Genomic DNA, 21,867 nt, shown 5'->3' with positions numbered 1-21,867 from the left:
CGTCGTGGCCCGTACGGGGAGGTGGCAGGCAAGTGGAACAGCTGACGCAGCACGACCCGAGACGCATCGGGCCCTTCGAGGTGCTGGGCCGGCTCGGCGCGGGCGGTATGGGTCTGGTCTATCTCGCGCGGTCGGCGTCCGGCCGGCGCGTGGCGATCAAGACCGTGCGCACCGAGCTCGCGGAGGACCAGCTGTTCCGGGTGCGGTTCACCCGTGAGGTGGAGGCCGCCCGGGCGGTGTCCGGCTTCTACACGGCCGCCGTGGTCGACGCCGACCCGCGGGCCGCCGTGCCGTGGCTGGCGACCGCGTACGTCCCGGCGCCCTCGCTGGAAGAGATAGTGAACGAGTGCGGGCCGCTCCCGGCCCAGGCCGTCCGGTGGCTCGCCGCCGGCGTCGCCGAGGCGCTGCAGTCCATCCACGGCGCCGGGCTCGTCCACCGCGACCTCAAGCCGTCCAACGTGCTCGTCGTCGAGGACGGGCCCCGGGTGATCGACTTCGGCATCGCGTCCGGCGTCTCCAACACACGGCTGACGATGACCAACGTCGCCGTGGGCACCCCCGCCTACATGTCGCCCGAGCAGGCCCGCGACTCGCGCAGCGTCACCGGCGCCAGCGACGTCTTCTCGCTCGGCTCCATGCTCGTCTTCGCCGCGACCGGACACGCGCCCTTCCACGGCGCCAACCCGGTCGAGACCGTCTTCATGCTGCTCAGGGACGGGCCGGACCTGGAGGGCCTGCCGGACGAGCTGCGGCCGCTCATCGACGCGTGCATGCAGATGGACGTGGCCCAGCGGCCCACGCCCGCCGACCTCCAGGCCATGCTCGCGCCGCACCTTTTCGGCCCGGGCAGCGACGACAGCGGCACCGCCTCCGCGTGGCTGCCCGAGTCCGCCGTCACCATGATCGAGACCCGGCGCGGCGGCCGCACGACCCCGCAGCCCCCGGTCGCCCCGCCGCCGATGCCGCCGAACCCGCCCGTCCCGTACGAGGGCGGCGACCCGCGCTCGCCCGAGCCCGCCCACGCGGGCGGCGGTGGCCGGCACGCCGGGCCCGCGGCGGAGTCCGGCGGTCCGGTACGGCTCGGCGGCGCCACCGTGCCGATCGGTCCCGGCCCCCGGGTCGCCGACACCCGGGCGGCGCTCCGCCTCGGCCAGGCCGTCGACCCGCACGCCACCGGCTGGGTCCGCCCGCCGGGCGGCGAGGCGGCCCCGCCGCCCGCGCCCGCCCCCGTACCGCAGCAGCCCGCGCCGCCCGAGCCCGGGCCCTGGCGGCCGTGGCGCTTCCGCATGTCGAACGACGTGTGGGGGACGCCGGTCGTCGACGGCGACCTGCTCTACGTGACCTCCTTCGAGGTGCACGCCCTGGACACCGGCACCGGCCGGCGCCAGTTCAAGACGCGGGACGTCGCCTGGTCGATGGCGGTGGCCCAGGGCCGTATCCACGCCTCCGACGGGCCGACCCTGTACGCGCTCGACGCCACCGACGGCGGCGAGCGCTGGCGGCTGCGCACCGACGCCTGGGTGTACTCCCTCAAGGTCGACCGGGGCACCGTCGTCACCGGCACCCGCGGGGGCGGCGCGCAGGGCTGGGAGGCGTCCAACGGCGCCAAGCTGTGGGAGATCACCGGCTGCCAGACGGACTTCGAGACCCCGGAGGCCGGCCCGGCGGTCCACGGCGACACCGTGTACGTGTGGCAGGACGCCCGGCTGAAGGCGCTCGACGCCCGGACCGGAGTCGAGCGCTGGTCGTACCCGATCGGCGACGCCGCCTCCTGCGGGCACGTGCCGGTCCGGGTCGCCCCGGCCGAGGACGGCTGCGTGTACGTCTCCGCCGGCACCCGCGTCCTGTCGATCGACATCGCCGCCGGGCACGTCCGCTGGCACTTCGAGGCGCCCGCCGTCTTCCTCTCCCCGCCGGCCTTCGCGCCCGGCCCGGCCGTCACCGGCGGCGGCGTCTACCTCGCCGACCACCTCGGCACGGTGTACGCCCTCGACGCCACGACCGGCCAGGACCGCTGGCGGATCGCGACCGAGCAGCGCCAGTCGTCCGAACCGGTGCTCGTCGCGGACGGCAACGTGCACGTGGGCAGCGGCAGCGCGCTCTACACCCTGGACGCGGTCACCGGCACCCCCCGGTGGCGGTTCGCGGCCGGCGCCGAGCTGGTCGGCACGCCCGTCGTCGCCGACGGCCGGGTCCACTTCGGCTCCGCCGACCACGTCCTCTACACCCTGGACGCGACCGGCGGCCAGCTCCGCTGGAAGCTCGCCACGGGCGGCGAGATCACCGGCTCGCCGGTGGCGAAGGGCGGGGTCGTGTACGCGTGCAGCAAGGACCGGTGCGTGTACGCGCTCGACGCGGCGAAGGGCACGGCGACGGCGGGCCGGGGCGCGGCGGCCCGGCCCTAGGTCTTCGGGTTTCCGTTCGGGTCGCGCGGCGGCTCGGCGGGGACGTCGAAGCGGTCGGGGGCGGCGTAGGGCATGGACCGGGTCCCGGTGTCGTACGGGTCCCCGGTCCCCTGGTCCGTCGTCCCGTCCCCGGTCCCGTACGGCTCCGGTGGCGGGCCCTCGTCGAGCGTCGGGTGGGTGCGCGGCCGTGCCGCGGCCGGCTCCAGGCGGTGGCGCTTCGGGCGGCCCGACATGACGAGCGCGCCGAGCAGGAGCAGCAGCCCGCCGCCGAGGGCGTTCGCGACGCCGTCGCCGAGGCCGCGGCCGTCCCCGGAGACCACCAGGCCGTCCTCGGCCTGCCCGACCCGCACCATCCACAGGACCGTGAAGCCGAGGACGATCACCCCGGCGACCGCGACGAGCAGCCGCGAGCGCAGCACCACCCCGAGCAGGGTGACGAGCGCGGCGAAGGCGAACGGCAGCAGGATCGAGCCGATGACCGCGGGGTCGGAGCCGGTGATGCCGGTGAAGAGGTCCCCGATCGCGTAGTCGCTGCCGTGACGGCCGTCGTACCAGGCACGGAAGGGGCTCCAGACGGCGGCCGTCGCTCCGGCGAGGGCCAGGACCGAGCCGGCGATGTTGCGGATCATCGATCGGCCTCCTCGGGGGCTGCGCGGTCCGGCTCTCTCGCTCCCGACGCTACGCCCGGTCCCGAGGGCCCGCCATGCGGGGATCCCGGCCCCCGCTAGGGTGTGGCGCGCAGGCGACCGACGGACGGGGAGACGGTGACGGTGCTACGGACCCGGCTGAAGATGGCGGCCACGCTGACGGTGGTGGTGCTGGCGCTGACCGGCTTCCAGACGAGCAGTAGCGGCGGCAGCGGCGGCGGCAAGGGCGGCAGCGGCAAGAGCAAGAGCAAGAGCAGTAAGAGCGGCGGCGGGGGCGGCTGCTCCAGCGACAAGAAGGACAACGACGACTACGAGGGCTCCGGCTCCGGTTCCGGGTCCGGCGGCGGCAGCGAGTACACCGCCGAGCCGACGGCCACCGCCACCGCCACGTACGGCCCCGCAGTCGACGTGCGCGTCGTCGACTGCGTGAAGCCCGAGCAGAAGAAGCGCAAGGGCAAGCCAGCCCGCAAGGCGGACACCACGGCGACGCTGCGGATCGTCGACGAAGGGCTGTACAGCACCACCGAGACCTACCGGGTGACCCTGGAGTTCAGGAACGGCACCGGCGGGGTCGTGGACACGGCGAAGACGGTCGTGACGGTGGAGGGCGGGCAGCGGAAGGACTTCGAGGTGAAGATGACGAAGCCCCGCCTCGTCGACAAGGTGAGGAAGTGCGTGATCCGCGAGGCGGTCGAGACCGGCGCGACGCCTACCGCGTCCGGTACCCCGTCCCCCTCCTCCTGAACAGCTCCGCCTGCCGCTCCGCCGGCAGGTTGCCGAGGGAGACGAGGTGCGGGGCCTGGGCGAGGGCCTGGGACCTGTCGGCCTCCTTGGCGGACCAGAGGGCGCGGACGGTGCCCTGCACGGCTTCGGTCGGGTACGAGGCGATGACGGCCGCCGCCTCGCGGGCCGCGGCGAGCGCCCCGCCGGGTTCCGTCACCTCGCTGACAAGTCCGAGCTCGTACCCGCGGCGGGCGGAGACGCGTTCGGCGGAGCCCATGAGGGCCATCCGGGCGACCTCCCCGAAGGGCATCCGCTGTGCCATGTGGACGGTCTCGAAGGCGCTGACCATGCCGTAGGTGGTGTGCGGGTCGAAGAAGGCGGCGGTCTCGCCGGCGATCAGGAACTCGGCCTCGCCGAGCAGGTAGAACGCGCCGCCGCAGGCCATCCCCTCCACCGCGGCGACCACCGGTTTCCACAGGTCGTTGGCCTTGGGGCCGATCGTGAGCAGCGGGTCGTCGATCGCGTACGGGGAGGAGGGCTGCGGCACCCGGCCGGCGTCGTCGCGGTCGATGCCGGTGCAGAAGGCCCGCCCGCCGGCGCCGGTGAGGACGATCGCCCGGATCTCGTCCTCGTACCGGAACCCCCGCCAGACGGAGGCGAGTTCGCGGGCCATGGCGAGGGTGAGCGCGTTGAGCCGCTCGGGCCGGTCGAGGGTGACGACGGCGACGCCGGTCTCCTTGTCGCGTTCCACCGAGATCCCGGCGCCGGGGGTGCTCATCCGCGCTCCAGGAGCCAGCGGGGGATGGCGATGCCGTCGCTCTCGGTGAAGGCGACGCGGACGGGGGCGCCGATCCGCAGCCGGGCCGGGTCGAGCGAGTTCAGGGGCGCGTCGGGGGCGGTGACGACGTTGCCGGCGAGGCGGATGCGGGGGGCGTCGGCGAGTTCGACGAGGACCGCGTTGTACGGGGCCTGCTCGGCGTAGTCGGGGAGGAGCGGCGGGTGGGGGAGCACGTACGACCAGATCCGGCCGCGGCCGGACATCAGCCGCCACTCGGTGGCGAAGGACTGGCAGTGCGGGCAGCAGGGGCGGGGCGGGAAGCGGAGCTCGCCGCAGGTCGCGCAGCTCTGGACGCGGAGTTCGCCGCGGGCGGCGTACTCCCAGAAGGGCGCGCCGTCCTCGTCGACGACAGGGGTCAGCATCGGTTCAGCTCCTGAGGAGTAGGGCGGACGTGGGGACGCCCTCGCCGGCGGTGACGAGGCAGGTGGCGGCGGACGGGACCTGGGCGGTGGAGGTGCCGCGGAGCTGTTTCACGCCCTCGGTGATGAGGTTGAAGCCGTGGACGTACGCCTCGGAGAGGCCGCCGCCGCCGGTGTTGAGGGGGAGCCGGCCGCCGACTTCGAGGGCGCCGCCCTCGGTGAAGGCGGCGCCCTCGCCGCGGCCGCAGAAGCCGTAGCCCTCCAGGGAGAGCGGGACGAGCGGGGTGAAGGCGTCGTAGATCTGGGCGACGTCCACGTCGTCGGGGCCGAAGTCGGCGCGCTTCCACAGGTGGCGGGCGGCGGTCCAGGCGGGGCCGGTGAGCGGGTCGTCGTTCCAGTAGTTGACCATGCCGTGGTGCTGGGCGGGCAGGCCCTGGGCGGCGGCGTGGACGTAGACGGGCTTCCGGCGGCAGTCGCGGGCGCGTTCGGCGGAGACGACGACGCAGGCGAGCGCGCCGTCGGTCTCCAGGCAGTTGTCGAAGAGGCAGAGGGGTTCGCTGATCCAGCGGGAGGTCATGTACATCTCGCGGGTCAGCGGGCGCTCGTACATGATCGCGTCCGGGTTCTGGTTGGCGCGGTTGCGGCAGGCGAGGGCGACGTTGAAGAGGTGGTCGCGGGTGGCGCCGTACTCGTGCATGTAGCGGCGGGCGAGCATGCCGATCTCGTCGGCGGGGCGGAGCAGCCCGTAGGGGCGGGTCCACTGGCCGGGGGTGGGGAGCTGGACGGCGGTGTTCTTCCAGGGGCGGGGGCCGGAGCCGCGCTTGCGGGACCGCCAGGCGACGCCGACGCTCGCCTGGCCGGTGGCGACGGCGGCGGCGAGGTGGCCGACGGTGGCGCAGGAGCCGCCGCCGCCGTAGCCGACCTTGGAGAAGAAGGTGACGTCGCCGGCGCCGATGGCCTTGGCGACCTCGACCTCGTCGGTCTCCTCCATGGTGTAGGAGGCGAAGGCGTCGACCTCGGACGGGGCGATGCCGGCGTCGTCGAGGGCGGCGAGGACCGCCCGGCAGGCGAGGGCCTTCTCGGACTCGGGGAGGTGTTTCGCGAAGGCCGTCTGGCCGATCCCGACGATGGCTGTGGCGTCCTTGAGCACCGGACCTCCTTCTGGGGCAGCACTGCTGACAGCGCGTCAGGCTACAACTAATCTGACGGATAGTCAGCTATGGGTCGGACTACGGATCGGCTACCGGGAGGTTGGGTATGGACGTGCGCGGCGACCTGGAATGGGGCACGATCCCGGCACTCGTCCGGTCGGCGGGGGAGCGGTACGGCGGACGGGAGGCCGTCGCCGACGGCCGCGTCCGGATCACGTACGCCGAACTCGCCGCCCGCGTCGAGCGGTCCGCCGCCGCCTGCCTGGCCACCGGGATACGCGCCGGCGACCGGGTCGCGGTCTGGGCGCCCAACAGCCTCGACTGGATCGTCGCCGCCCTCGGCGCGGTCACCGCCGGCGCCGTCCTCGTCCCCCTCAACACCCGCTTCAAGGGCACCGAGGCCGCCGACGTCCTCGCCCGCTCCCGCGCCCGGCTCCTCTTCGTCACCGGCACCTTCCTCGGCACCTCGTACGTCGCCTCGCTGCGCCGCGCCGGGGTGCCGCTGCCGCACCTGGAGCGGGTCGTCGTCCTCGGCGACACCGCGCCCGACGAGGCCGAGTGGACCACCTGGAAGGCCTTCCTCGCCGAGGGCGACCGGATCTCCGCCGAGCGCGTCCGGGCCCGCGCCGACGCCGTCGACCCCGACGACCCCTCCGACATCGTCTACACCTCCGGCACCACCGGCCGCCCCAAGGGCGCCGTCATCAGCCACGCCCAGACCCTGCGCTGCTACGCGCAGTGGGCCGACCTCGCGGGCCTGGCGGAGGGGGACCGGTACCTGGTCGTGAACCCCTTCTTCCACACCTTCGGCTACAAGGCGGGCGTCCTCGCCTGTCTGATGCGCGGGGCGGTGATCGTGCCGCAGCCCGTCTTCACCGTCGACACCGTCCTCGCCAACATCGCCGCCGAGCGGATCAGCGTGCTGCCCGGACCGCCCACCCTCCACCAGTCGCTCCTCGACCACCCGGCCCGCGCCGCCCACGACCTGTCCAGCCTCCGCCTGGTCGTCACCGGCGCCGCCGTCGTCCCGCTGCGGCTCGTCGAACGCCTCCGTGCCGACCTGGGCGTCGCTACCGTCCTCACCGCGTACGGCCTCTCCGAGGCGAGCGGCCTCGTCACGATGTGCCACCGCGACGACCCGGACGAGACCGTCGCCACCACCTCAGGCCGTCCCGTCCCCGGCACCGAGGTCCGCCTCTCCGACGCGGGTGAGGTCCTGGTCAGGGGGCACAACGTGATGCGCGGCTACTTCGAGGACGAGGAGGCGACGGCCGCCGCGATCGACCCCGACGGCTGGCTCCGCACCGGCGACATCGGCGTCCTCGACGAGGCGGGCAACCTCCGGATCACCGACCGGCTCAAGGACATGTTCATCGTCGGCGGCTTCAACGCCTACCCCGCCGAGATCGAGCAACTCCTGGGCCTGCACCCGGACATCGCCGACGTCGCCGTCATCGGCGTCCCCGACGCCCGCCTGGGCGAGGTCGGCAAGGCCTTCGCGGTACGGCGCCCGGGCGCGCGGGTCACCGCCGACGACCTGATCGCCTGGTCGCGGCGCGAGATGGCCAACTACAAGGTGCCCAGGCAGGTCGAGTTCGTGGCGGAACTGCCGAGGAACGCGAGCGGGAAGGTGGTCAAGGGGGAGCTGCGGAAGCGGGGTTGAGGCGGAGGGGGGCGTCTTCCGGAGAATTGGAATCCGTTTATAGAAAACCCTCTGCGGGCGCAACCAGTCCGTCGCGTGTCCACGTCATAGAAGCGCGCACTCCCCGTCCCCCTCCGATCCGAGGAGCAGCAGGTGTCCACCCAGGAGATCCCCCTCACCCTCACCCCTGCGCAGGCCGCCACCGGAGTCGTCATCCCGGTCACCCTGCCGACCGGCCCCACCGAGCTCCGTGTCCCGCCCTGCCGCCGCGGCGACCTCGTCCCGGTCCAGCTGGCCGGCGGCACCGTCCTCCTCCGCATCACCGTCGCCGGCGGCCAGGCCCCGCGGCAGCGCAGGTCCGGCGTCGCCGGCTGCCTCGTCCCGCTCCTCGTCATCGGCGCGATCATCGGCGGCTCGTACCTCCTCGGCAGCAACGACGAGAAGGAACCGGCCGACTCCCGCCCCACCATCCCCACCTTCTCGTTCTCCCCCTTCCCCACCCTGGACCTGGACCCGGACCCGACCCCCACCGCCGAGGCCACCCCCACCGAGGAGGAGCCCGACCCGTACGAGAAGGGCACCTGCCTCAACGGCTCCCTCCCGAACTCGGAGACCGCCCAGTCCGTCAGCGGCGTCGAAGAGGTCTCCTGCTCGGCCTCGGACGCCCACTACAAGGTCATCCAGACCTTCCCCATGACCTCCGACATGGACAGGTGCAACGCCAACCCCAAGACGGAGTACGCCTTCTCCCACCGCTACACCCTGAACGGCGCCACCATCAGCGAGTACGTCTACTGCCTCGTCGGCCTCGGCTCCTACGCCCGTGGCTAGGGTCGGTCACCGCTCGCGGCGGAGGAGGACGATCCCGGCCTCCTCCCGCACCACCCGCCACGACGGCTCCCCGGCCGCCTCCCGCAGCACGCCCTCCGTCGCGCCCGCCGGAAACCCGTCGGCCCGGTCGAGGACCAGCCACTCCACGACCGGCGCCCGGTCGAGCAGCCCCGGCACCGCGAGGCGTACCACCGTCCGGTCCGTCAGGTGCGGCGCGAGCGTGTTGCTCGCCGCCACCCGCACCCCGTCCGGCACCAGCCCCACCGCCGCCCGCGCCGCCGCCTCCCGCTCCCCCTCCCGCCAGAAACCGGGGGTCGCCAGCTGAGCCGTCGGCTGGAGGGGCAGGAGCAGCAGGACGACCCCGAGCGGCACGGCGAGCGGCAGCCGCGCCCCGCGCCGCAGGGCGTCCACCAGCGCCGCGAACGCCACCGGCACGAGGACCGCCGAATAGTGCAGGCCCGGCTCCCAGTGCGACGGCACCGACGACACGAACCTCCACCCCAGCGTGGGCACCAGCAGCCACGCCAGCGGGCTGCGCACCACGAGCCCGCCCGTGACGGCCGGCAGCGCGAGCACCGTGAGGACCTTCACGGACCAGCCGTCGAGGATCCCGTACGCGCCCCCGACCCCCTCCGCGTACAGGTACCGCCCGTCCGGCGCGAACCCCGGGACCACCACCTTCAGCACGAGCAGGGCGGCGAGCACCGATCCACCGGCGAGCAGCAGCCCCGCCCGCCGGTCCCGCCGGTCCCGCGCCCGGTGGGCGACGAGCAGCCCGAGGACGGCCGCCGTCGCCCCCAGGTCCTCCTTCACGAGCAGCAGCCCCGCCGCCCACCAGACCGCCGCCCGCAGCCGCCCGTCGAGATACGCCCGGCAGGCCAGCGCGAGCGGCGGCAGCGCGAACGCCACCTCGTGGAAGTCGAAGCCGACCAGCGTCTGGACACCCCACGCGAGCCCGCACGCGGCACCGATCACCACTCCGGCGTACGGCCGCCCCGGCAGGTGCCGCTGCGCCGTCCGCCCCGTCACGTACACCGCCGCCGAGACGAGCGCCGCCTGCGCCACGAGCAGCACCTCCACGTGCGGCACCAGCCGGTACACCGGCCCGAGGAGCGCGAGCACCGGGTGGAAGTGGTCCCCGAGCAGCGGCAGCGCCTCCCCCTCGAACCCGGCCGGTGCGGTCGCCGTCCGGATCTCCGACGCCGGCAGCCGCCCCTCCGCGTACGAGCGGACCGCCTGCCCGAAGATCCCCAGGTCGTACCCGGTCGTCCGGAACCGCGCGTGGTTGCGCAGCGCGAAGGCGCAGTGCAGGACGAACAGCGTGGCGGCGACGAGCGCGGGGCCGGTGCGGGGGCGCGGGGCGACCGCGGGTACGCGCGGAGCCGCGGTGGCGAGGGTCGTGATCATGGGGGCAGCCTCGGCGGAGGCACCTGAGAGGCCCCTGAAGCCTCCTGAGGATTTCCTCAGGAGGCTCCGGCGGGCGGACGGGCGATACTCGGGCCCATGCGCATCTTGGTGATCGAGGACGAGGAGCGGATAGCGGCGTCCCTGCGGCGCGGCCTCACCGCCGTCGGCTACACCGTCGACGTGACCCACGACGGCGTCACTGGACTCCACATGGCCCGCGAACACCGGTATGCGGCCGTCCTGTTGGACCTCATGCTGCCCGGCCTCAGCGGCTACCAGGTGTGCGCCCGGCTGCGCGCCGAGGGGAACACGGTGCCGGTGCTGATGCTGACCGCGAAGAACGGCGAGTACGACGAGGCCGAGGGGCTCGACACCGGCGCCGACGACTACCTCGCGAAGCCCTTCTCGTACGTCGTCCTGGAGGCCCGGCTCCGCGCCCTCGTCCGCCGCGGCGGCGCCCGCGTGCCCGCGCTCCTGGAGACCGGCGACCTCTGGCTCGACCCGACCCGCCGCACCTGCGGCCGGGGGAGCGAGCGGATCGCCCTCACCCCGAAGGAGTTCGCCGTCCTGCACTGTTTGCTGCGGAGGACCGACGAGGTTGTTCCCGTGCTCGACGTCCTCGACGAGGTGTGGTCGGCGGACTTCACCGGCGACCCGAACATCGTGCACGTCTACATCAGGGCCGTCCGCAAGAAGATCGACGCGCCCTTCGGCCGCGACACGATCGAGACGGTGCGGGGCGCGGGGTACCGGGTGAGCGGCCGTGCGTGACGCCGCGCGTCCCGTGTGGGCGAGGCGTCCCGTGTGGGCGACGCGTCCCGTCTGGGCGTCCGGGCTCGCCGCCGCGTTCGTCGTCGGCACCGCGGTGGCCTGGCTGCAGTACGCGGACCGGGCCGCAGGCCTCCGCTCCACCTGGCCCGCCGTCCACCTCAACCACGACCGCGTCGGCCCGCAGATCGAGCAGATCACCACGTGGGGCACCTGGGCGGGCGCCCTGTACGTGGCCGGAGTCTGCCTCCTCGCGGGCCGCGGCGGCCCGTGGTGGGTGCGGATCCGCGGCGCGGCCGTCGCCGCCGCCGTCACCGCCTGCCTGTACGCCACCTACGGCGCCTGGCTCCTCCGCGAGAACGAACTCCACAAGGTCGACGTCGCCGAGAAGGCGCTGCGCTGGGCCGTCGCCTGCATCGGCCCCTCCGCCGGCCTCATCACCGCCGCGGCCGTCGCGGTCGCGGTCGGCCGGGGCGGCGCCCGGATCTCCTTCCGGGGCCGGGTGGCGCTGACGGCGGCGGGCGCGGCGGGGGCGCTGTTCCTGGCGGCCGTCCACACCTTCCAGACCCTGGAGGAGGAGCAGGAGTCCCTCGACAAGGTCTACTGGATCGCCCTCACCACCGGCGTCCCCCTCGCGGCCCTCCTCACCGGCCTCCTCGTCCACGCCATGGTCGCCCGCGCGCTGCGCCCCGTCGAGGCGATCCGCCGCGAACTCGCCGACATCACCGGGCAGTCGCTCGACCGCCGCGTCCCTGTCCCGTCGACGGAGGACGTCATCGCGGACCTGGCCCGCACGACGAACGCCACGCTCGACCGGGTGGAGGCCGCGGCCACCCGGCAGCGGGAGTTCACGGCGGACGCGGCGCACGAACTCCGCAGCCCGCTCGCGGCGCTGCGCGCCCAGCTCGAATCGTCCCTCCGCCATCCGGAGTCGGTCGAGGACTGGCGCGAGGTGGTGCGGGAGGCGACCACGGACGTCGTCCGCCTCCAGCACCTCGCCGACGACCTGCTGCTCCTGGCCGGCCAGGGCGCGGCGCCCCGGGTCCGCGAACCGGTGGACCTGGCGGCCCTCGCGGAGGACCTGGTCCGCGAACACCAGCACCTCCCGGAGTCGGCCGCGCTCCGCCTCCGCTGCGAGGCCCCCGCCCCGGCGGTCCTCCCCGGCAACCCGATCCACCTGGACCGCCTGCTCCGCAACCTCCTGACGAACGCCTGCCGCCACGCACGCACGGAAGTCACGGTGACGGTGGCCCGCGCCGGCCGGGACCTGCTCCTCACGGTCCACGACGACGGCCCCGGCATCCCGCCCGCCGACCGCGCCCGCGTCTTCGACCGTTTCACCCGCCTCGACGCGTCCCGCACCCGCGCCCACGGCGGCGCGGGCCTCGGCCTCCCCATCGCCCGCGACCTGGCCGCCTCCCACGCCGGCACCCTCACCATCGAGGACACGGAGAAGAACGGAGCGCTGCTGGTGGCCCGCTTCCGCGTCAGGGGGTAGGCGCGAGCCAGCCCTGCTGGGCCGCGCGGGCCCCCGCCTCGAAGCGGCTGCGGGCGCCGAGCCGGTCCATGAGGTCGGTGGCGATGCGTCGGGCCGTGCGGGACGAGACTCCCAGACGTTTGGCGATGGCGTCGTCGGTGTGGCCCGCGGCGAGGAGCTGGAGCGTCGCGTTCTGCTGGGCGGTGAGCCCGTGGTCGTCCGGTGCGGATCCACTGCCGAGTGGCTGGGCCGTGGCCCAGATGGTCTCGAAGAGCGCGCAGAGCGCGGTGACGAGGCCGTCGCTCGTCAGGACCACGGCTCCGGCCGCCGTGTCCTGGCTGGTGAGCGGGATGACGGCGGTCTTGCGGTCGACCACGATCATCCGGGTCGGCAGCACCGGAGCCGTACGCACCTGAGCGCCGCCCGTCGTCAGCCAGTCCGCGTAGGCGAGCGTCGGTTCGTCGTTGCGCACGCTGTCGAGGTAGACGGTACGCATGCGGACGCCGCGATCGAGGAGTTCCTGGTCCAAGGGACGGGACGCTTCCATGGCGTCGACGGTCTGGGCGCCGTCGGTGTTCAGACCCAGCAGTTCCTCCCGTACCTCCCGGGTCAGGGTGGCGAGACGGTCGCGGATCCGGTCGAGGCCGATGAGCTGTTCGACGCCGGGTCCACTGAGAGCAGGACTACAACTACGACGGTAGCGACAACAACGACCTGGACCGCAGGACGACTGGTGGCGCCGAATGCCACAACGATCCCGACTGCATACGCTCGACTGGCTGCACGGGAACCTATGGCTCCTCGGGAACGGCCAGCTCTTCGGGAGCGGGGGACCAGAGGCAGAGAGACGCTGACGACCAGAACCAAGCAGCATCGGAAAAGGAGCGTAGGGAGAAAGGCATCCTGGACAGCCTCGTCGACGGCGAATTCGGAACGGCCTGGGAAAGCACCGTGGACACCGTCTCGGACGGTCTCGACCACGTGTTGTCGTACAGCAACACGGTCGGGGTCTGCTTCAGCGTCGGCATCATGGCTGGTGCAGGAAAGGGAAGGGCTGGCTGTTTCGTGCGGGTCGGAGACGACTACGCGCTGTCATGGACGGAGGAGAACCAGGTCGGTGGGGAGGCGACCATAGGAGGCACCCTTGATGTGGTGTGGAGCAACGCGGAAACGCTTGCCCAAGTCCGAGGCGAGGCATCTGGGATCAACGGAACCTTCGGGCCGCTTTCCCTCGGACATCGCGGAACCTTTGGGACCAGGAACAGCGAGGGTGACATCGTCCATAGCGTCAGCTTCAGTGCGGGCCCCCAGGTCGGTCTGGGTGCCAGTTTCGGTACCGGCTTCACGCATATCGCTACTGTGGAAACGGTCGCAGGAGAGGTTTGGGGTTTTGTCACCTTCTGGGACTGATGGCCCCAGCCTCCGACCCTCACCGGCCCCGTCTCTTTCAGGGATTGGTCACCGTCGCCCAGGCGGGCGGGACCCGTGAGGGTATCCTCATCTTGCCTGTATTCGATGGGAGTCGACTTAATGAATGCCAGTGAACCTATTGCAGTCTCCGGCGGTGCGGCAGATTTCCTGAGTGCTGTATGGTCCGGAGTCTTCGCGGCGATCTGTATCGGAATTGCATTCAATGTCCAAGATGTCGCATACAGGATTTATCGGTTCGCCGTTGATCGCGGACCATTTGGTCCCGCGTTCGGTTTTAGTCCAACGTTTATCAGGGTCCTGGGGGCGATCCTCGGGGTTGTTGTTGCGATAGAACTCATTGTGTCGATAAAGGGAATTCTTGGATAGTGTGCCTGAGTGGCCTTCCTGAGTGGCGTGGAGGTGTAATCGAGGGGGCGGCTGGGCTGGGGAATGCTTCAGTGGTGCGTGCGTGCTGCCGATCTCCGTCGATGTTGGAAGTGAAAGACTGTGTCGATGATGACATGGATCTTCGGAAGTGTGTTCGTCCTTTTCGGTGCGGCGACCGCCGTGAAGGGCTTTCTTGTTCTCTGTGGGCGCGCCGAGAGGGCGTGGATCTCTGGCAAGTCGCCCGCTCCGCCCCGGGCGGTGGGTGCTGGGTGGATTCTGATTGGGTTGGTCATATGCGGTTTTGGGATCAGCGCTCTTGTTCCGCTCATGTAGCCCTCGGGGCCGCGTCGAGGGTGCGTGAGTCGGTGGGCCTGCGGGACTCCGACGGGGGCTGGGTGGCTTTCATGTGTGAAAGGAGTGAATGGCGTGGCGGTGATTCCCTTGTTGTTGGGCATGGGTGCTCTGGCGCTCGGGCTCGCTGTGGTGACGGACTACCGGGGATTTCGTCAGAGGGTCCTGGCGTCACGGGTGAACCTGCGGCCGGGCGGCGCGGGAATCCAGATGATGTTCCAGGTTATTGGCGCGTGCGTCGTCGGGCTCGGCGCTCTTGTGACGCTGTTCGGCGTCATGTACTTCTTCCTGTCCTGACCCCATTCGTCAGCGGCGGTCGCTGCTCGGAGAGGTGATCCGTTGATTCCTTTATGTTTGATTCCTTTATGTTCCGGCCGGTGCCGGGCGGGATCTTCGCCTGTCGCTGCGGCCGTGCCGGGGTTCCACGCCTCCCGGGTCGGTGCTGGTGTCCTCCGTTCTGGTCCTCCTGGGGGCGGGGCCCTTGGTTCAGCGTCCAGGGCTGCACCGGCCTGGGGCCTGGTGGCTGTGTTGCCATGGGCACACGGTCGGATCCGAACCTGGGTACCTGGGACTCCGACCAGGCAAGTACCCGTGATTATTGGTGGTGGGGGGCGCTGTCGCCCCGGGGGTGGGATTCCTCGTGGGCGTGAACGTCGCGGTACCCCTTCGCTGAGGGGCGGGCGGCCCGTCCAGGATGGGCAGGCCGCCCGCTCTGACGGCGCCTCGTGTTTTATGTGGCGAAAGAAGGAATTGATGTGATTCGTCTGGCCGGCATGTTGACTTCGGCGGTAGACCGCGAACTGCCTCCCGTCGAGGTGATCATTCCATTGTGTGCGGCGGTGGCTCTCGTCGGCCTTTTTGTCGCATTGGATTTCAAGGGAGTCCCTCGACGTCTCCATGAACGCTTGGGGGGAACCAGTGGAAAAGGATTCTCTTCTTCCTTCGAGTTCCAGCGAATAATAGGCTGGATCCTTGTTGTTGGTGCGATTTTGGGGATCGCCGGTACTATTCTCTGACCCTGGGCCCGTGTGATCTCCGGATGCCCGACCACCTTCAGTGAGGCTTTTCCGTCATCGGTCTGAGCTGGCCAGATGCAGGGTGAAGACGGCTTGGGCGAGAGCGGTGATCCGGCTGGTCGAGCAGCGGAGCTGTCGGGGGAGCCGTCATGGCTTGAGGGCGGCCAGGGCCTGCTCGACGAGGGCGCGGATCTTCGCGTGGGACCGGTTCACCGTCTGCTGCCCGGTGGAGAGGGTCTCCCACCGCCCCCGGTACGGGGTACGGACCGTGCCGCCGGCACCCCATTGGGGGCTGGCATCACGGAGGAGGCGGCGCTCCTGGGAATTGGCTCGGGTGCTGCAACTGGTGCCCGGCTGCTCGTTGCTTCACTCCATTAGACGGCGGTATTTCTCAGGCTGTGGTTCGCGCCCGTACCGGCGAGCCAGCAGCGGTGCGGCGAGTCCGAGAACGAGCATCACGCCAGCGGCGGCCGAGGGGGCGACCGCCATGATGACGCCCGCGCCGATGAGCGCGCCGGCGGTCGCCCCCAGGGCAACCCCGCACGGGAGCGTTCCTGTCGACCCTCGCGGCCTCCAAGAGAGGGGGGATCCTCGTGGAACTCGGAACGGGCGTCGGCGTGGGGACGGCCTGGCTGCTCGACGGCATGGACGCGGCCACACGGCTCATCACGGTGGAGAACTCCGCCGCCCACCAGGAGGTGGCCCGCCGCCACCTCGGGGACGACCCCCGGGTGTGCTTCGTGTACGCCGACGCGGAGCGCTGGCTGCGCTCGTACGCGGGGCCGCGCTTCGACCTCGCCTTCGTGGACTGCCGGCCCGGGAAGTTCACCGGCCTGGACCGGCTCGTACGGCTCCTGCGCCCGGGCGCCCTGTACGTCGGGGACGACCTCAACCCCCAGCCCACCTGGCTCGACGACCATCAGGACCGCGTCGACCGCTTCGTCCGTGAACTGCCCCGGCACGAGAGGATGCGGTGGACCCTGATGGACTGGGCCTCCGGCCTCGTCGTCGCGGCGCGCCTCGACGATCCGCCTTACGGCGCGTAGCGCTACCGTCCCTCATGTCACTGGTAGTCATGCGCATCGGTAGCCGCTCCTCGCCGATGGCACTCGCCCAGGTCGAGCGGCTCCGGCGGAAGCTGGCCGCCGCTCACTCCGGACTGAAGACCCACGTCGTCGGCATAGGGCGGCGGCGGTGAGAGGCGCGCTTGGTGTGGGACACGTTCAGTACGTGAACGGCAGGAGGGGCCGGGCATCAGCCCGGCCCCTCCTGTGCGGTGGCCTGTCGCGTTGCGCGCGGTCGCTGCCCGGACGGATCCCCCTGGTTCCGCCGGACGTCCCCCGGACCGCGCGCTCCCCCGTCGACCGGCCCCCTGCGGATGACACCGGCAGCTCCCCCGAAGTCGCCGCCGGTGCCGTCATCCCCGTGGGGGGTGGCTTACTTGGCCGGGGCGGAGTTGCCCTCGCCGACGACCTTCTCCGTGATGGCGTCGACGGCCGGCTCGGAGGTGGCGTGCATGTCCTTGGTGGTGATGTCCGCCTCGGCCGAACCCGTGATCTTCTCGGTGATGGCGTCGACGGCCGGCGTCGAAGTGGCGTGCATGTCGAGGGGCTTGATGATCGGGTCCTGCTTCAGCGGGTCGGTCATGCTCGTCAACTCCTGCGTGTGGAATAAGAAGAGAGGAGGAGATCCGGCCGGCCTTTCCCCCATGGAAAACCGGCCGGATCACCCAGGGCCGACCACCCTAACCCCAGGGTTCTCGGCCTTGTCACAGGGCCGCCCGTCCCCCCGGACGCGGTGGCCTGTTGTGAGAACCAGCATGTCGGGTGGCGATAAACGAACGATGAACGTGCTGGCGGGGGCCGGTCTAGGCGGCCGCGGCCGGCGCCAGGAGCGCGCGCACCTGCGCCGCCTCCGGAGACTCCAGCGCGTCGAAGACGCCCAGAGCCTCGTGCCAGCACGCCTGCGCCCGGCCGCTCTGGCCGAGGTGGTAGAGGGCGCGCCCGAGGACGGTGAGCACGTTGGCCCGCCGCCACTCGCCCCCGATGCCCCGGAGCACCGTGAGTGCCAGCTCGGCGTTGGACGCCGCTTGGGCGTACCGGCGGGCGGCGAGGTCCACCTCGGAGAGGCGGAACAGCGTCATGCCCTCCCACAGTCGCTGCCTGCTGTCGGCGAAGACGGTCAGCGCCTCCTGCAGGCGCTCGCTCGCCGCGGCGAGCTGGTTGTCCTGGGTGAGCGCCAGCCCCAGCGCGTACCTCCCGTTCGCGCCGCGGAGGGCGTGGCCCATGGAGTCGTATATCTCCGTGCCGCGGAGGGCCAGTCCGATCGCGCTGGACGTCCGCCCCATGGCCAGGTGCATACGGGACAGGTTGCAGAGGGCGCTCGCCTCGCCGGGGTCGTCGCCGATCTCCCGGAACCGGTCGATGGCCTCGGTGAGGTGTTGCTCGCCCTCCGCGAAGCGGTTCTGGTAGAGCGCGATGATGCCCCGGGCGTTGGCGGACCAGCACGCCGGTACCGGGTCGCCGGCCTTCTGCGCGCAAGGGAGCGCGAGCTCGGCGTCGCGGTCCGCCTCCTGGAAGCGGCCCGCCGTGTGGTGGACTCCCGCCAGGACCATGAGGGCGCGGCCCTCGGCCTTGTTGTCCCCGAAGGCGCGGGCGGCGTCCCGGACGACGGCGCCCGTCGCCTCGAACTCCCTCGAATCGGCCCCGGATTCGCCGAGGTCGAGGGACGCCCACAGGAGGTCCACCGCTCGGCGGAGGGTCGAGGGGGTGGTGGCGGAGTGGCGGACGCAGGCGAGGAGGCAGTGGGATTCGGCGTAGAGCCAGTCCTGGGCCTGGTGGCGGTCGGTGAAGGTGAGGCCTTCGTAGTCGGTGGGCTCCAGGTGGTCGACGAGGCGGTCGCCGGGGCGTTCGATGGCGTACACCCTCGCCGCCGTCGAGAGGTAGAAGTCGAGGAGCCGGGAGAGCGCCGCGGCCTTCTCCGTCGGCGGGTGCTCGTCGCGGTCGGCGCAGGCGCGGGCGTAGAGGCGGACCAGGTCGTGGTAGCGGTAGCGGCCGGGGGCGGCCGATTCGAGGAGGGAGGTGTCGACCAGGGCCTCCAGGAGGTCCTCCGTGTCCCAGAGGGGGAGGTCGAGGACGGCCGCCGCCGCGGCGAGGGAGATGTCGGGGCCGTCCGCGAGGCCCAGGAGGCGGAAGGCGCGCGCCTGCGCCGGTTCCAGCTGGCCGTAGCCCAGTTCGAAGGTGGCCTTGACGGCGAGGTCGCCGGCCTGGAGCTCGTCGAGGCGGCGGCGTTCGTCCGCGAGCTTCGCGGCCAGCACCGAGACCGTCCAGGTGCGGCGGGCCGCCAGGCGCGAGGCGGCGATGCGGATCGCCAGGGGCAGGAAGCCGCAGGCCGCGACGACGTCGAGGGCCGCTTCGCGTTCCGCCTGGACGCGCTCCGTCCCGACGATCCGGGTGAAGAGTTGCAGAGCCTCCTCCGGGGACATCACGTCCAGGTCCACCAGGTGCGCTCCCGCCAGGTCGAGCATCCGGATCCGGCTGGTGACGAGGGCCGCGCAGCCCGCCGTGCCGGGGAGCAGCGGGCGGATCTGGGCGGCGTCCCGGGCGTTGTCCAGGAGGACCAGGACGCGCCGGCCGTCCAGCGTCGAGCGGTAGAGGGCGGCGCGCTCGTCGAGGGAGTCCGGGATCGCCGAGTCCGGGGTGCCGAGCGCGCGGAGGAAGGAGCCGAGGACCGTCTCCGGCGCCGCGGACTGCGCGCCCGCGCCCTGGAGGTCGACGTACAGCTGCCCGTCCGGGAAGTGCGGGCGCGCCTCGTGCGCCACGTGCACGGCGAGCGTCGTCTTGCCGACTCCGCCGATGCCGGCGAGCGCCGACACCGCCATGACCGAGCCCTCGGCGGTCGCGAGCCGGTCGCCCAGCTCCCGTACGAAGGCCGCGCGGCCGGTGAAGTCCGGGACGGTCGCGGGGAGTTGGGCCGGGCGGGCCACCGGTGCGACCGCCGGGGTCTGCTCCTCGACGGGGCGGGCCAGCTCCGTGTCGCCCTGGAGGATGCGCTGCTGGAGGCGGGAGAGTTCCGGGGTCGGGTCGACGCCGAGCTCGTCGGCGAGGAGACGGCGGGTGTCGGCGTACACGGCGAGCGCCTCGGCCTGCCGGCCGCCGCGGTAGAGCGCGAGCATGAGGAGTTCGCGCAGCCGCTCGCGCAGCGGGTGCGCGGCGGTGAGCGCGGTCAGTTCGGAGACGGCCTCGGCGTGCGCGCCGACCTCCAGGTCGATGTCGAGCCGGGTCTCCAGGAGGGTGAGCCGCCACTCCTCCAGGCGGGTCCGCTGGTTCTCGGCGTACGGCCCCGGTACGGCGGCCAGCACCTCGCCGTCCCACAGGTCGAGCGCCTCCGCGAGCCGCGCCCGCGCGCCGGCCCGGTCGCCGCCCGTCCGCAGCCGCTCGGCCTCGGCGGCGAGCTCCCGCGCCCGGGTGAGGTCGAGGGCGGTGGTCCGCAGCGCGTACCCGCCGTCCACGCTGACCAGCACCTCGGCGCCGAGCGCCTTGCGCAGCCGGGAGGCGTACGTGCGCAGCGCGGCGAGCGCCTGCGAGGGGGGCTCCTCGCCCCAGAGCGCGTCGATCAGCTCGGCCGCGGTCGCCGTCCGCCCGCCGCGCAGCAGCAGCGCGGCCAGCACCGCCCGCTGCTGCGGCGACCCGGTGGCCACCGGCTCCTCGCCCCGCCAGGCCCGCACGGGACCGAGCACGCCGAAGCGGAGGCCGGGGGCGGGGAGTGTCGGGGGAGTCGCCTCGCCGGAGGCCGTATCGGCGTCGCCGGAAGCCACGCCCGTTCCGGCAGCCGCGCCCGTCCCCGCAGCCTTGTCCGTTTCGGAAGCCGCGTCCGTCCCTGGGGCCAGGCCCGCCCCTGCAGCCGCGCTCGTTCCCGCAGCCTTGTCCGTTCCGGAAGTCGCGCCCGTTCCCGCAGCCGCGCCCGTCCCCGAAGCCCTGCCCGGGCGCTGTCGGGGTACGCCGAGGGTGGCCCCGGCCTCGTGTGTGCCGGGGGCCTGCGCCGGGACGCGCGGCCCTCTGTCCTGACCCATGGCTCCCCCTGCCCTACCGGTGGTATCGCCCCGGACAGTCTGCCTTGTCCGGAGGGAGCGCGTCAGCATCGGGGCGCCCTTGTGGAGGAGCTGTGACCGGGGCCGGGCGTCACGGTAGCTGACGGTTCGTCAGATCGGCGCTACCGTGAAGGACATGGAGACCCAGGAGACCTTTCCCAGGATCATCTCGGTGGACGACCACACCGTGGAGCCCCCGCGCGTCTGGCGGGACCGGCTCCCGTCGCGGTACCGCGACACCGGCCCGCGGATCGTCCGGGCCCCGCTGAAGGAGATGACCTTCCTGGGCGGCAAGTTCGCGCCCGTCATGGGCGCGCGGGGCGACGACGGGCCCGTCGGCGACTGGTGGGTCTACGAGGACCTTCACCGGCCCCTCACCCGGCTCGACACGGCCGTCGGCTGCGACCGGGACGAGATACGGCTCGAAGTGATCACGTACGAGCAGATGCGTCCGGGTTCCTTCTCCGTGCCGGACCGGCTCGCCGACATGGACGTCAACCACGTCCAGTCCGCGCTCTGCTTCCCGACCTTCCCGCGCTTCTGCGGCCAGACCTTCACCGAGGCGTCCGACCGGGAGCTCGGGCTGCTCTGCGTGCGCGCGTACAACGACTGGATGGTCGAGGAGTGGTGCGGGCCCGAGGCGCGGGGGCGGCTGATCCCGCTCACCCTCATCCCGCTGTGGGACCCGGAGCTCGCCGCCGCCGAGGTGCGGCGGAACGCCGCCCGGGGCGTGCGGGCCGTCGCCTTCTCCGAGATCCCGCCGCACCTGGGGCTGCCGTCGGTCCACACGGACCACTGGGACCCGTTCTTCCGGGCGTGCGACGAGACCGGCACGGTCGTCGCGATGCACATCGGCTCGTCCAGCCGGATGCCGTCCACCTCGGCGGACGCCCCGCCGGCGGTCGGCTCCACCATCACCTTCGCCAACTGCTGCTTCTCGATGGTCGACTGGCTGATGAGCGGCAAGTTCGAGCGCTTCCCGAACCTGCGGATCATGTACGCGGAGGGCCAGATCGGCTGGATCCCGTACATCCTGGAGCGGGCGGACGTCGTCTGGGAGGAGAACCGCGCGTGGGGCGGGGTCGCCGACAAGGTGACCCGGCCACCGTCGGAGCTCTTCGCCGGGCACGTGTTCGGCTGCTTCTTCGACGACGCCTTCGGGCTGCGGAACCTCGACGCGATCGGCGCGGGGAACGTCCTCTACGAGACGGACTACCCGCACTCCGACTCCACCTGGCCGAAGTCCAAGGAGGTGGGGGAGGCGCAGATGGGCCACCTGGCCCCGGACGTCGTCGAGCGGATCGTCCGCGGCAACGCCGTCGACCTGCTGGGACTGACCCCGGAGGGCCTGTGGCGGCCGTGAGGT

Annotated in this window: 18 protein-coding genes and 3 pseudogenes; 12 read left to right on the top strand and 9 right to left on the bottom strand. The window is 72.4% G+C overall.

Annotated features, from left to right (window positions below):
• Positions 1 to 32: 32 nt before the first annotated feature.
• Positions 33 to 2,405: a PQQ-binding-like beta-propeller repeat protein gene (locus HHL19_RS34260; RefSeq protein WP_169094293.1), complete on the top strand. Its 2,373-nt coding sequence runs from the start codon at positions 33 to 35 to the stop codon at positions 2,403 to 2,405.
• On the opposite strand, the gene HHL19_RS34255 is transcribed toward HHL19_RS34260, so the two are convergent.
• On the bottom strand, positions 2,402 to 3,034 hold the full coding sequence (locus HHL19_RS34255; RefSeq protein ID WP_169094292.1) for a hypothetical protein: 633 nt from the start codon (positions 3,032 to 3,034) through the stop codon (positions 2,402 to 2,404). The genes HHL19_RS34260 and HHL19_RS34255 overlap by 4 nt on opposite strands.
• Before the next feature lie 135 nt (positions 3,035 to 3,169).
• Between HHL19_RS34255 and HHL19_RS34250 the strand changes: the two genes are divergently transcribed.
• Positions 3,170 to 3,796: a hypothetical protein gene (locus HHL19_RS34250; RefSeq protein ID WP_346768563.1), complete on the top strand. Its 627-nt coding sequence runs from the start codon at positions 3,170 to 3,172 to the stop codon at positions 3,794 to 3,796.
• Here the strand turns inward: HHL19_RS34250 and HHL19_RS34245 are convergent.
• From HHL19_RS34245 to HHL19_RS34235, 3 genes are read right to left on the bottom strand one after another with little or no spacing between them, the layout of a single operon-like run.
• Positions 3,762 to 4,553, bottom strand: a complete 792-nt coding sequence (locus tag HHL19_RS34245; RefSeq protein ID WP_169094291.1) for an enoyl-CoA hydratase/isomerase family protein — start codon at positions 4,551 to 4,553, stop codon at positions 3,762 to 3,764. The two genes, HHL19_RS34250 and HHL19_RS34245, sit on opposite strands and share 35 nt — an antisense overlap.
• The gene (locus HHL19_RS34240; RefSeq protein WP_169094290.1) at positions 4,550 to 4,975 is read right to left on the bottom strand and encodes an OB-fold domain-containing protein; all 426 of its coding nucleotides are present in this window, start codon (positions 4,973 to 4,975) and stop codon (positions 4,550 to 4,552) included. The genes HHL19_RS34245 and HHL19_RS34240 overlap by 4 nt, the downstream gene beginning before the upstream one ends.
• 4 nt (positions 4,976 to 4,979) lie before the next feature.
• Positions 4,980 to 6,122, bottom strand: coding sequence for a lipid-transfer protein (locus HHL19_RS34235; RefSeq protein WP_169094289.1), 1,143 nt, complete (start codon positions 6,120 to 6,122; stop codon positions 4,980 to 4,982).
• Between the two features lie 113 nt (positions 6,123 to 6,235).
• Here HHL19_RS34235 and HHL19_RS34230 point away from each other — a divergent pair, with 113 nt between their 5' ends.
• On the top strand, positions 6,236 to 7,786 hold the full coding sequence (locus HHL19_RS34230) for a FadD3 family acyl-CoA ligase (RefSeq protein ID WP_169094368.1): 1,551 nt from the start codon (positions 6,236 to 6,238) through the stop codon (positions 7,784 to 7,786).
• Positions 7,787 to 7,918: 132 nt separating this feature from the next.
• Entirely contained in the window at positions 7,919 to 8,596 is a 678-nt protein-coding gene (locus tag HHL19_RS34225) for a hypothetical protein (protein ID WP_169094288.1), read from the top strand.
• 6 nt (positions 8,597 to 8,602) lie between these two features.
• Here the strand turns inward: HHL19_RS34225 and HHL19_RS34220 are convergent, their stop codons facing one another.
• Positions 8,603 to 10,003: a DUF2079 domain-containing protein gene (locus HHL19_RS34220; protein ID WP_169094287.1), complete on the bottom strand. Its 1,401-nt coding sequence runs from the start codon at positions 10,001 to 10,003 to the stop codon at positions 8,603 to 8,605.
• Positions 10,004 to 10,099: 96 nt separating this feature from the next.
• Here HHL19_RS34220 and HHL19_RS34215 point away from each other — a divergent pair, with 96 nt between their 5' ends.
• Together HHL19_RS34215 and HHL19_RS37935 are read left to right on the top strand one after the other, a co-directional pair.
• On the top strand, positions 10,100 to 10,774 hold the full coding sequence (locus HHL19_RS34215) for a response regulator transcription factor (protein WP_169094286.1): 675 nt from the start codon (positions 10,100 to 10,102) through the stop codon (positions 10,772 to 10,774).
• Between the two features lie 31 nt (positions 10,775 to 10,805).
• Entirely contained in the window at positions 10,806 to 12,269 is a 1,464-nt protein-coding gene (locus tag HHL19_RS37935; protein ID WP_346768562.1) for a HAMP domain-containing sensor histidine kinase, read from the top strand.
• Here HHL19_RS37935 and HHL19_RS34205 read toward each other — a convergent pair.
• A pseudogene (locus HHL19_RS34205) lies at positions 12,259 to 12,918 on the bottom strand (LuxR C-terminal-related transcriptional regulator); the annotation flags it as partial. The gene HHL19_RS37935 and the pseudogene HHL19_RS34205 overlap by 11 nt on opposite strands.
• Before the next feature lie 281 nt (positions 12,919 to 13,199).
• On the opposite strand from HHL19_RS34205, the gene HHL19_RS34200 reads away from it, so the two are divergent.
• The 3 genes from HHL19_RS34200 (at position 13,200) to HHL19_RS34190 (ending at position 15,412) form a co-directional block, all read left to right on the top strand.
• Positions 13,200 to 13,658: a hypothetical protein gene (locus HHL19_RS34200; protein WP_169094284.1), complete on the top strand. Its 459-nt coding sequence runs from the start codon at positions 13,200 to 13,202 to the stop codon at positions 13,656 to 13,658.
• Positions 13,659 to 14,471: 813 nt separating this feature from the next.
• The gene (locus HHL19_RS34195; RefSeq protein WP_169094283.1) at positions 14,472 to 14,693 is read left to right on the top strand and encodes a hypothetical protein; all 222 of its coding nucleotides are present in this window, start codon (positions 14,472 to 14,474) and stop codon (positions 14,691 to 14,693) included.
• A 458-nt stretch (positions 14,694 to 15,151) separates the two neighbouring features.
• Positions 15,152 to 15,412 (top strand): hypothetical protein, encoded by a 261-nt coding sequence (locus tag HHL19_RS34190; RefSeq protein WP_169094282.1) that lies wholly within the window; start codon positions 15,152 to 15,154, stop codon positions 15,410 to 15,412.
• Positions 15,413 to 15,466: 54 nt separating this feature from the next.
• Here the strand turns inward: HHL19_RS34190 and HHL19_RS34185 are convergent.
• Positions 15,467 to 15,694: pseudogene (locus tag HHL19_RS34185) on the bottom strand (IS5/IS1182 family transposase); the annotation flags it as partial.
• A gap of 311 nt (positions 15,695 to 16,005) precedes the next feature.
• On the opposite strand from HHL19_RS34185, the gene HHL19_RS34180 reads away from it, so the two are divergent.
• Entirely contained in the window at positions 16,006 to 16,458 is a 453-nt protein-coding gene (locus HHL19_RS34180) for a class I SAM-dependent methyltransferase (RefSeq protein ID WP_346768561.1), read from the top strand.
• A 14-nt stretch (positions 16,459 to 16,472) separates the two neighbouring features.
• Positions 16,473 to 16,595 (top strand): annotated as a pseudogene (locus tag HHL19_RS37930) (hydroxymethylbilane synthase); the annotation flags it as partial.
• Positions 16,596 to 16,849: 254 nt separating this feature from the next.
• Here the strand turns inward: HHL19_RS37930 and HHL19_RS34175 are convergent.
• Complete coding sequence (locus HHL19_RS34175; RefSeq protein ID WP_169094281.1) at positions 16,850 to 17,059, bottom strand: hypothetical protein; 210 nt, start codon at positions 17,057 to 17,059, stop codon at positions 16,850 to 16,852.
• Between the two features lie 220 nt (positions 17,060 to 17,279).
• Positions 17,280 to 20,150 carry a BTAD domain-containing putative transcriptional regulator gene (locus HHL19_RS34170; RefSeq protein ID WP_346768567.1) on the bottom strand — a complete coding sequence of 957 codons (2,871 nt, stop codon included), beginning with the start codon at positions 20,148 to 20,150 and terminating at the stop codon, positions 17,280 to 17,282.
• Positions 20,151 to 20,637: 487 nt separating this feature from the next.
• On the opposite strand from HHL19_RS34170, the gene HHL19_RS34165 reads away from it, so the two are divergent.
• Positions 20,638 to 21,864, top strand: a complete 1,227-nt coding sequence (locus HHL19_RS34165; protein ID WP_169094279.1) for an amidohydrolase family protein — start codon at positions 20,638 to 20,640, stop codon at positions 21,862 to 21,864.
• The last annotated feature ends 3 nt before the right edge of the window (positions 21,865 to 21,867 follow it).

It is taken from the genome of Streptomyces sp. R302, from assembly GCF_012927245.1.
Lineage (GTDB): Bacteria > Actinomycetota > Actinomycetes > Streptomycetales > Streptomycetaceae > Streptomyces.
The sequence above is the reverse complement of the archived record's forward strand: the minus strand, read 5'-3'. Positions and strand labels throughout refer to the sequence as shown.

Coding starts and splice junctions, on each gene's coding strand:
- HHL19_RS34255 (WP_169094292.1), bottom strand. CDS start 3,034: ATGATCCGCAACATCGCCGGCTCGGTCCTGGCCCTCGCCGGAGCGACG.
- HHL19_RS34245 (WP_169094291.1), bottom strand. CDS start 4,553: ATGAGCACCCCCGGCGCCGGGATCTCGGTGGAACGCGACAAGGAGACC.
- HHL19_RS34240 (WP_169094290.1), bottom strand. CDS start 4,975: ATGCTGACCCCTGTCGTCGACGAGGACGGCGCGCCCTTCTGGGAGTAC.
- HHL19_RS34220 (WP_169094287.1), bottom strand. CDS start 10,003: ATGATCACGACCCTCGCCACCGCGGCTCCGCGCGTACCCGCGGTCGCC.
- HHL19_RS34215 (WP_169094286.1), top strand. CDS start 10,100: ATGCGCATCTTGGTGATCGAGGACGAGGAGCGGATAGCGGCGTCCCTG.
- HHL19_RS34175 (WP_169094281.1), bottom strand. CDS start 17,059: ATGACCGACCCGCTGAAGCAGGACCCGATCATCAAGCCCCTCGACATG.
- HHL19_RS34165 (WP_169094279.1), top strand. CDS start 20,638: ATGGAGACCCAGGAGACCTTTCCCAGGATCATCTCGGTGGACGACCAC.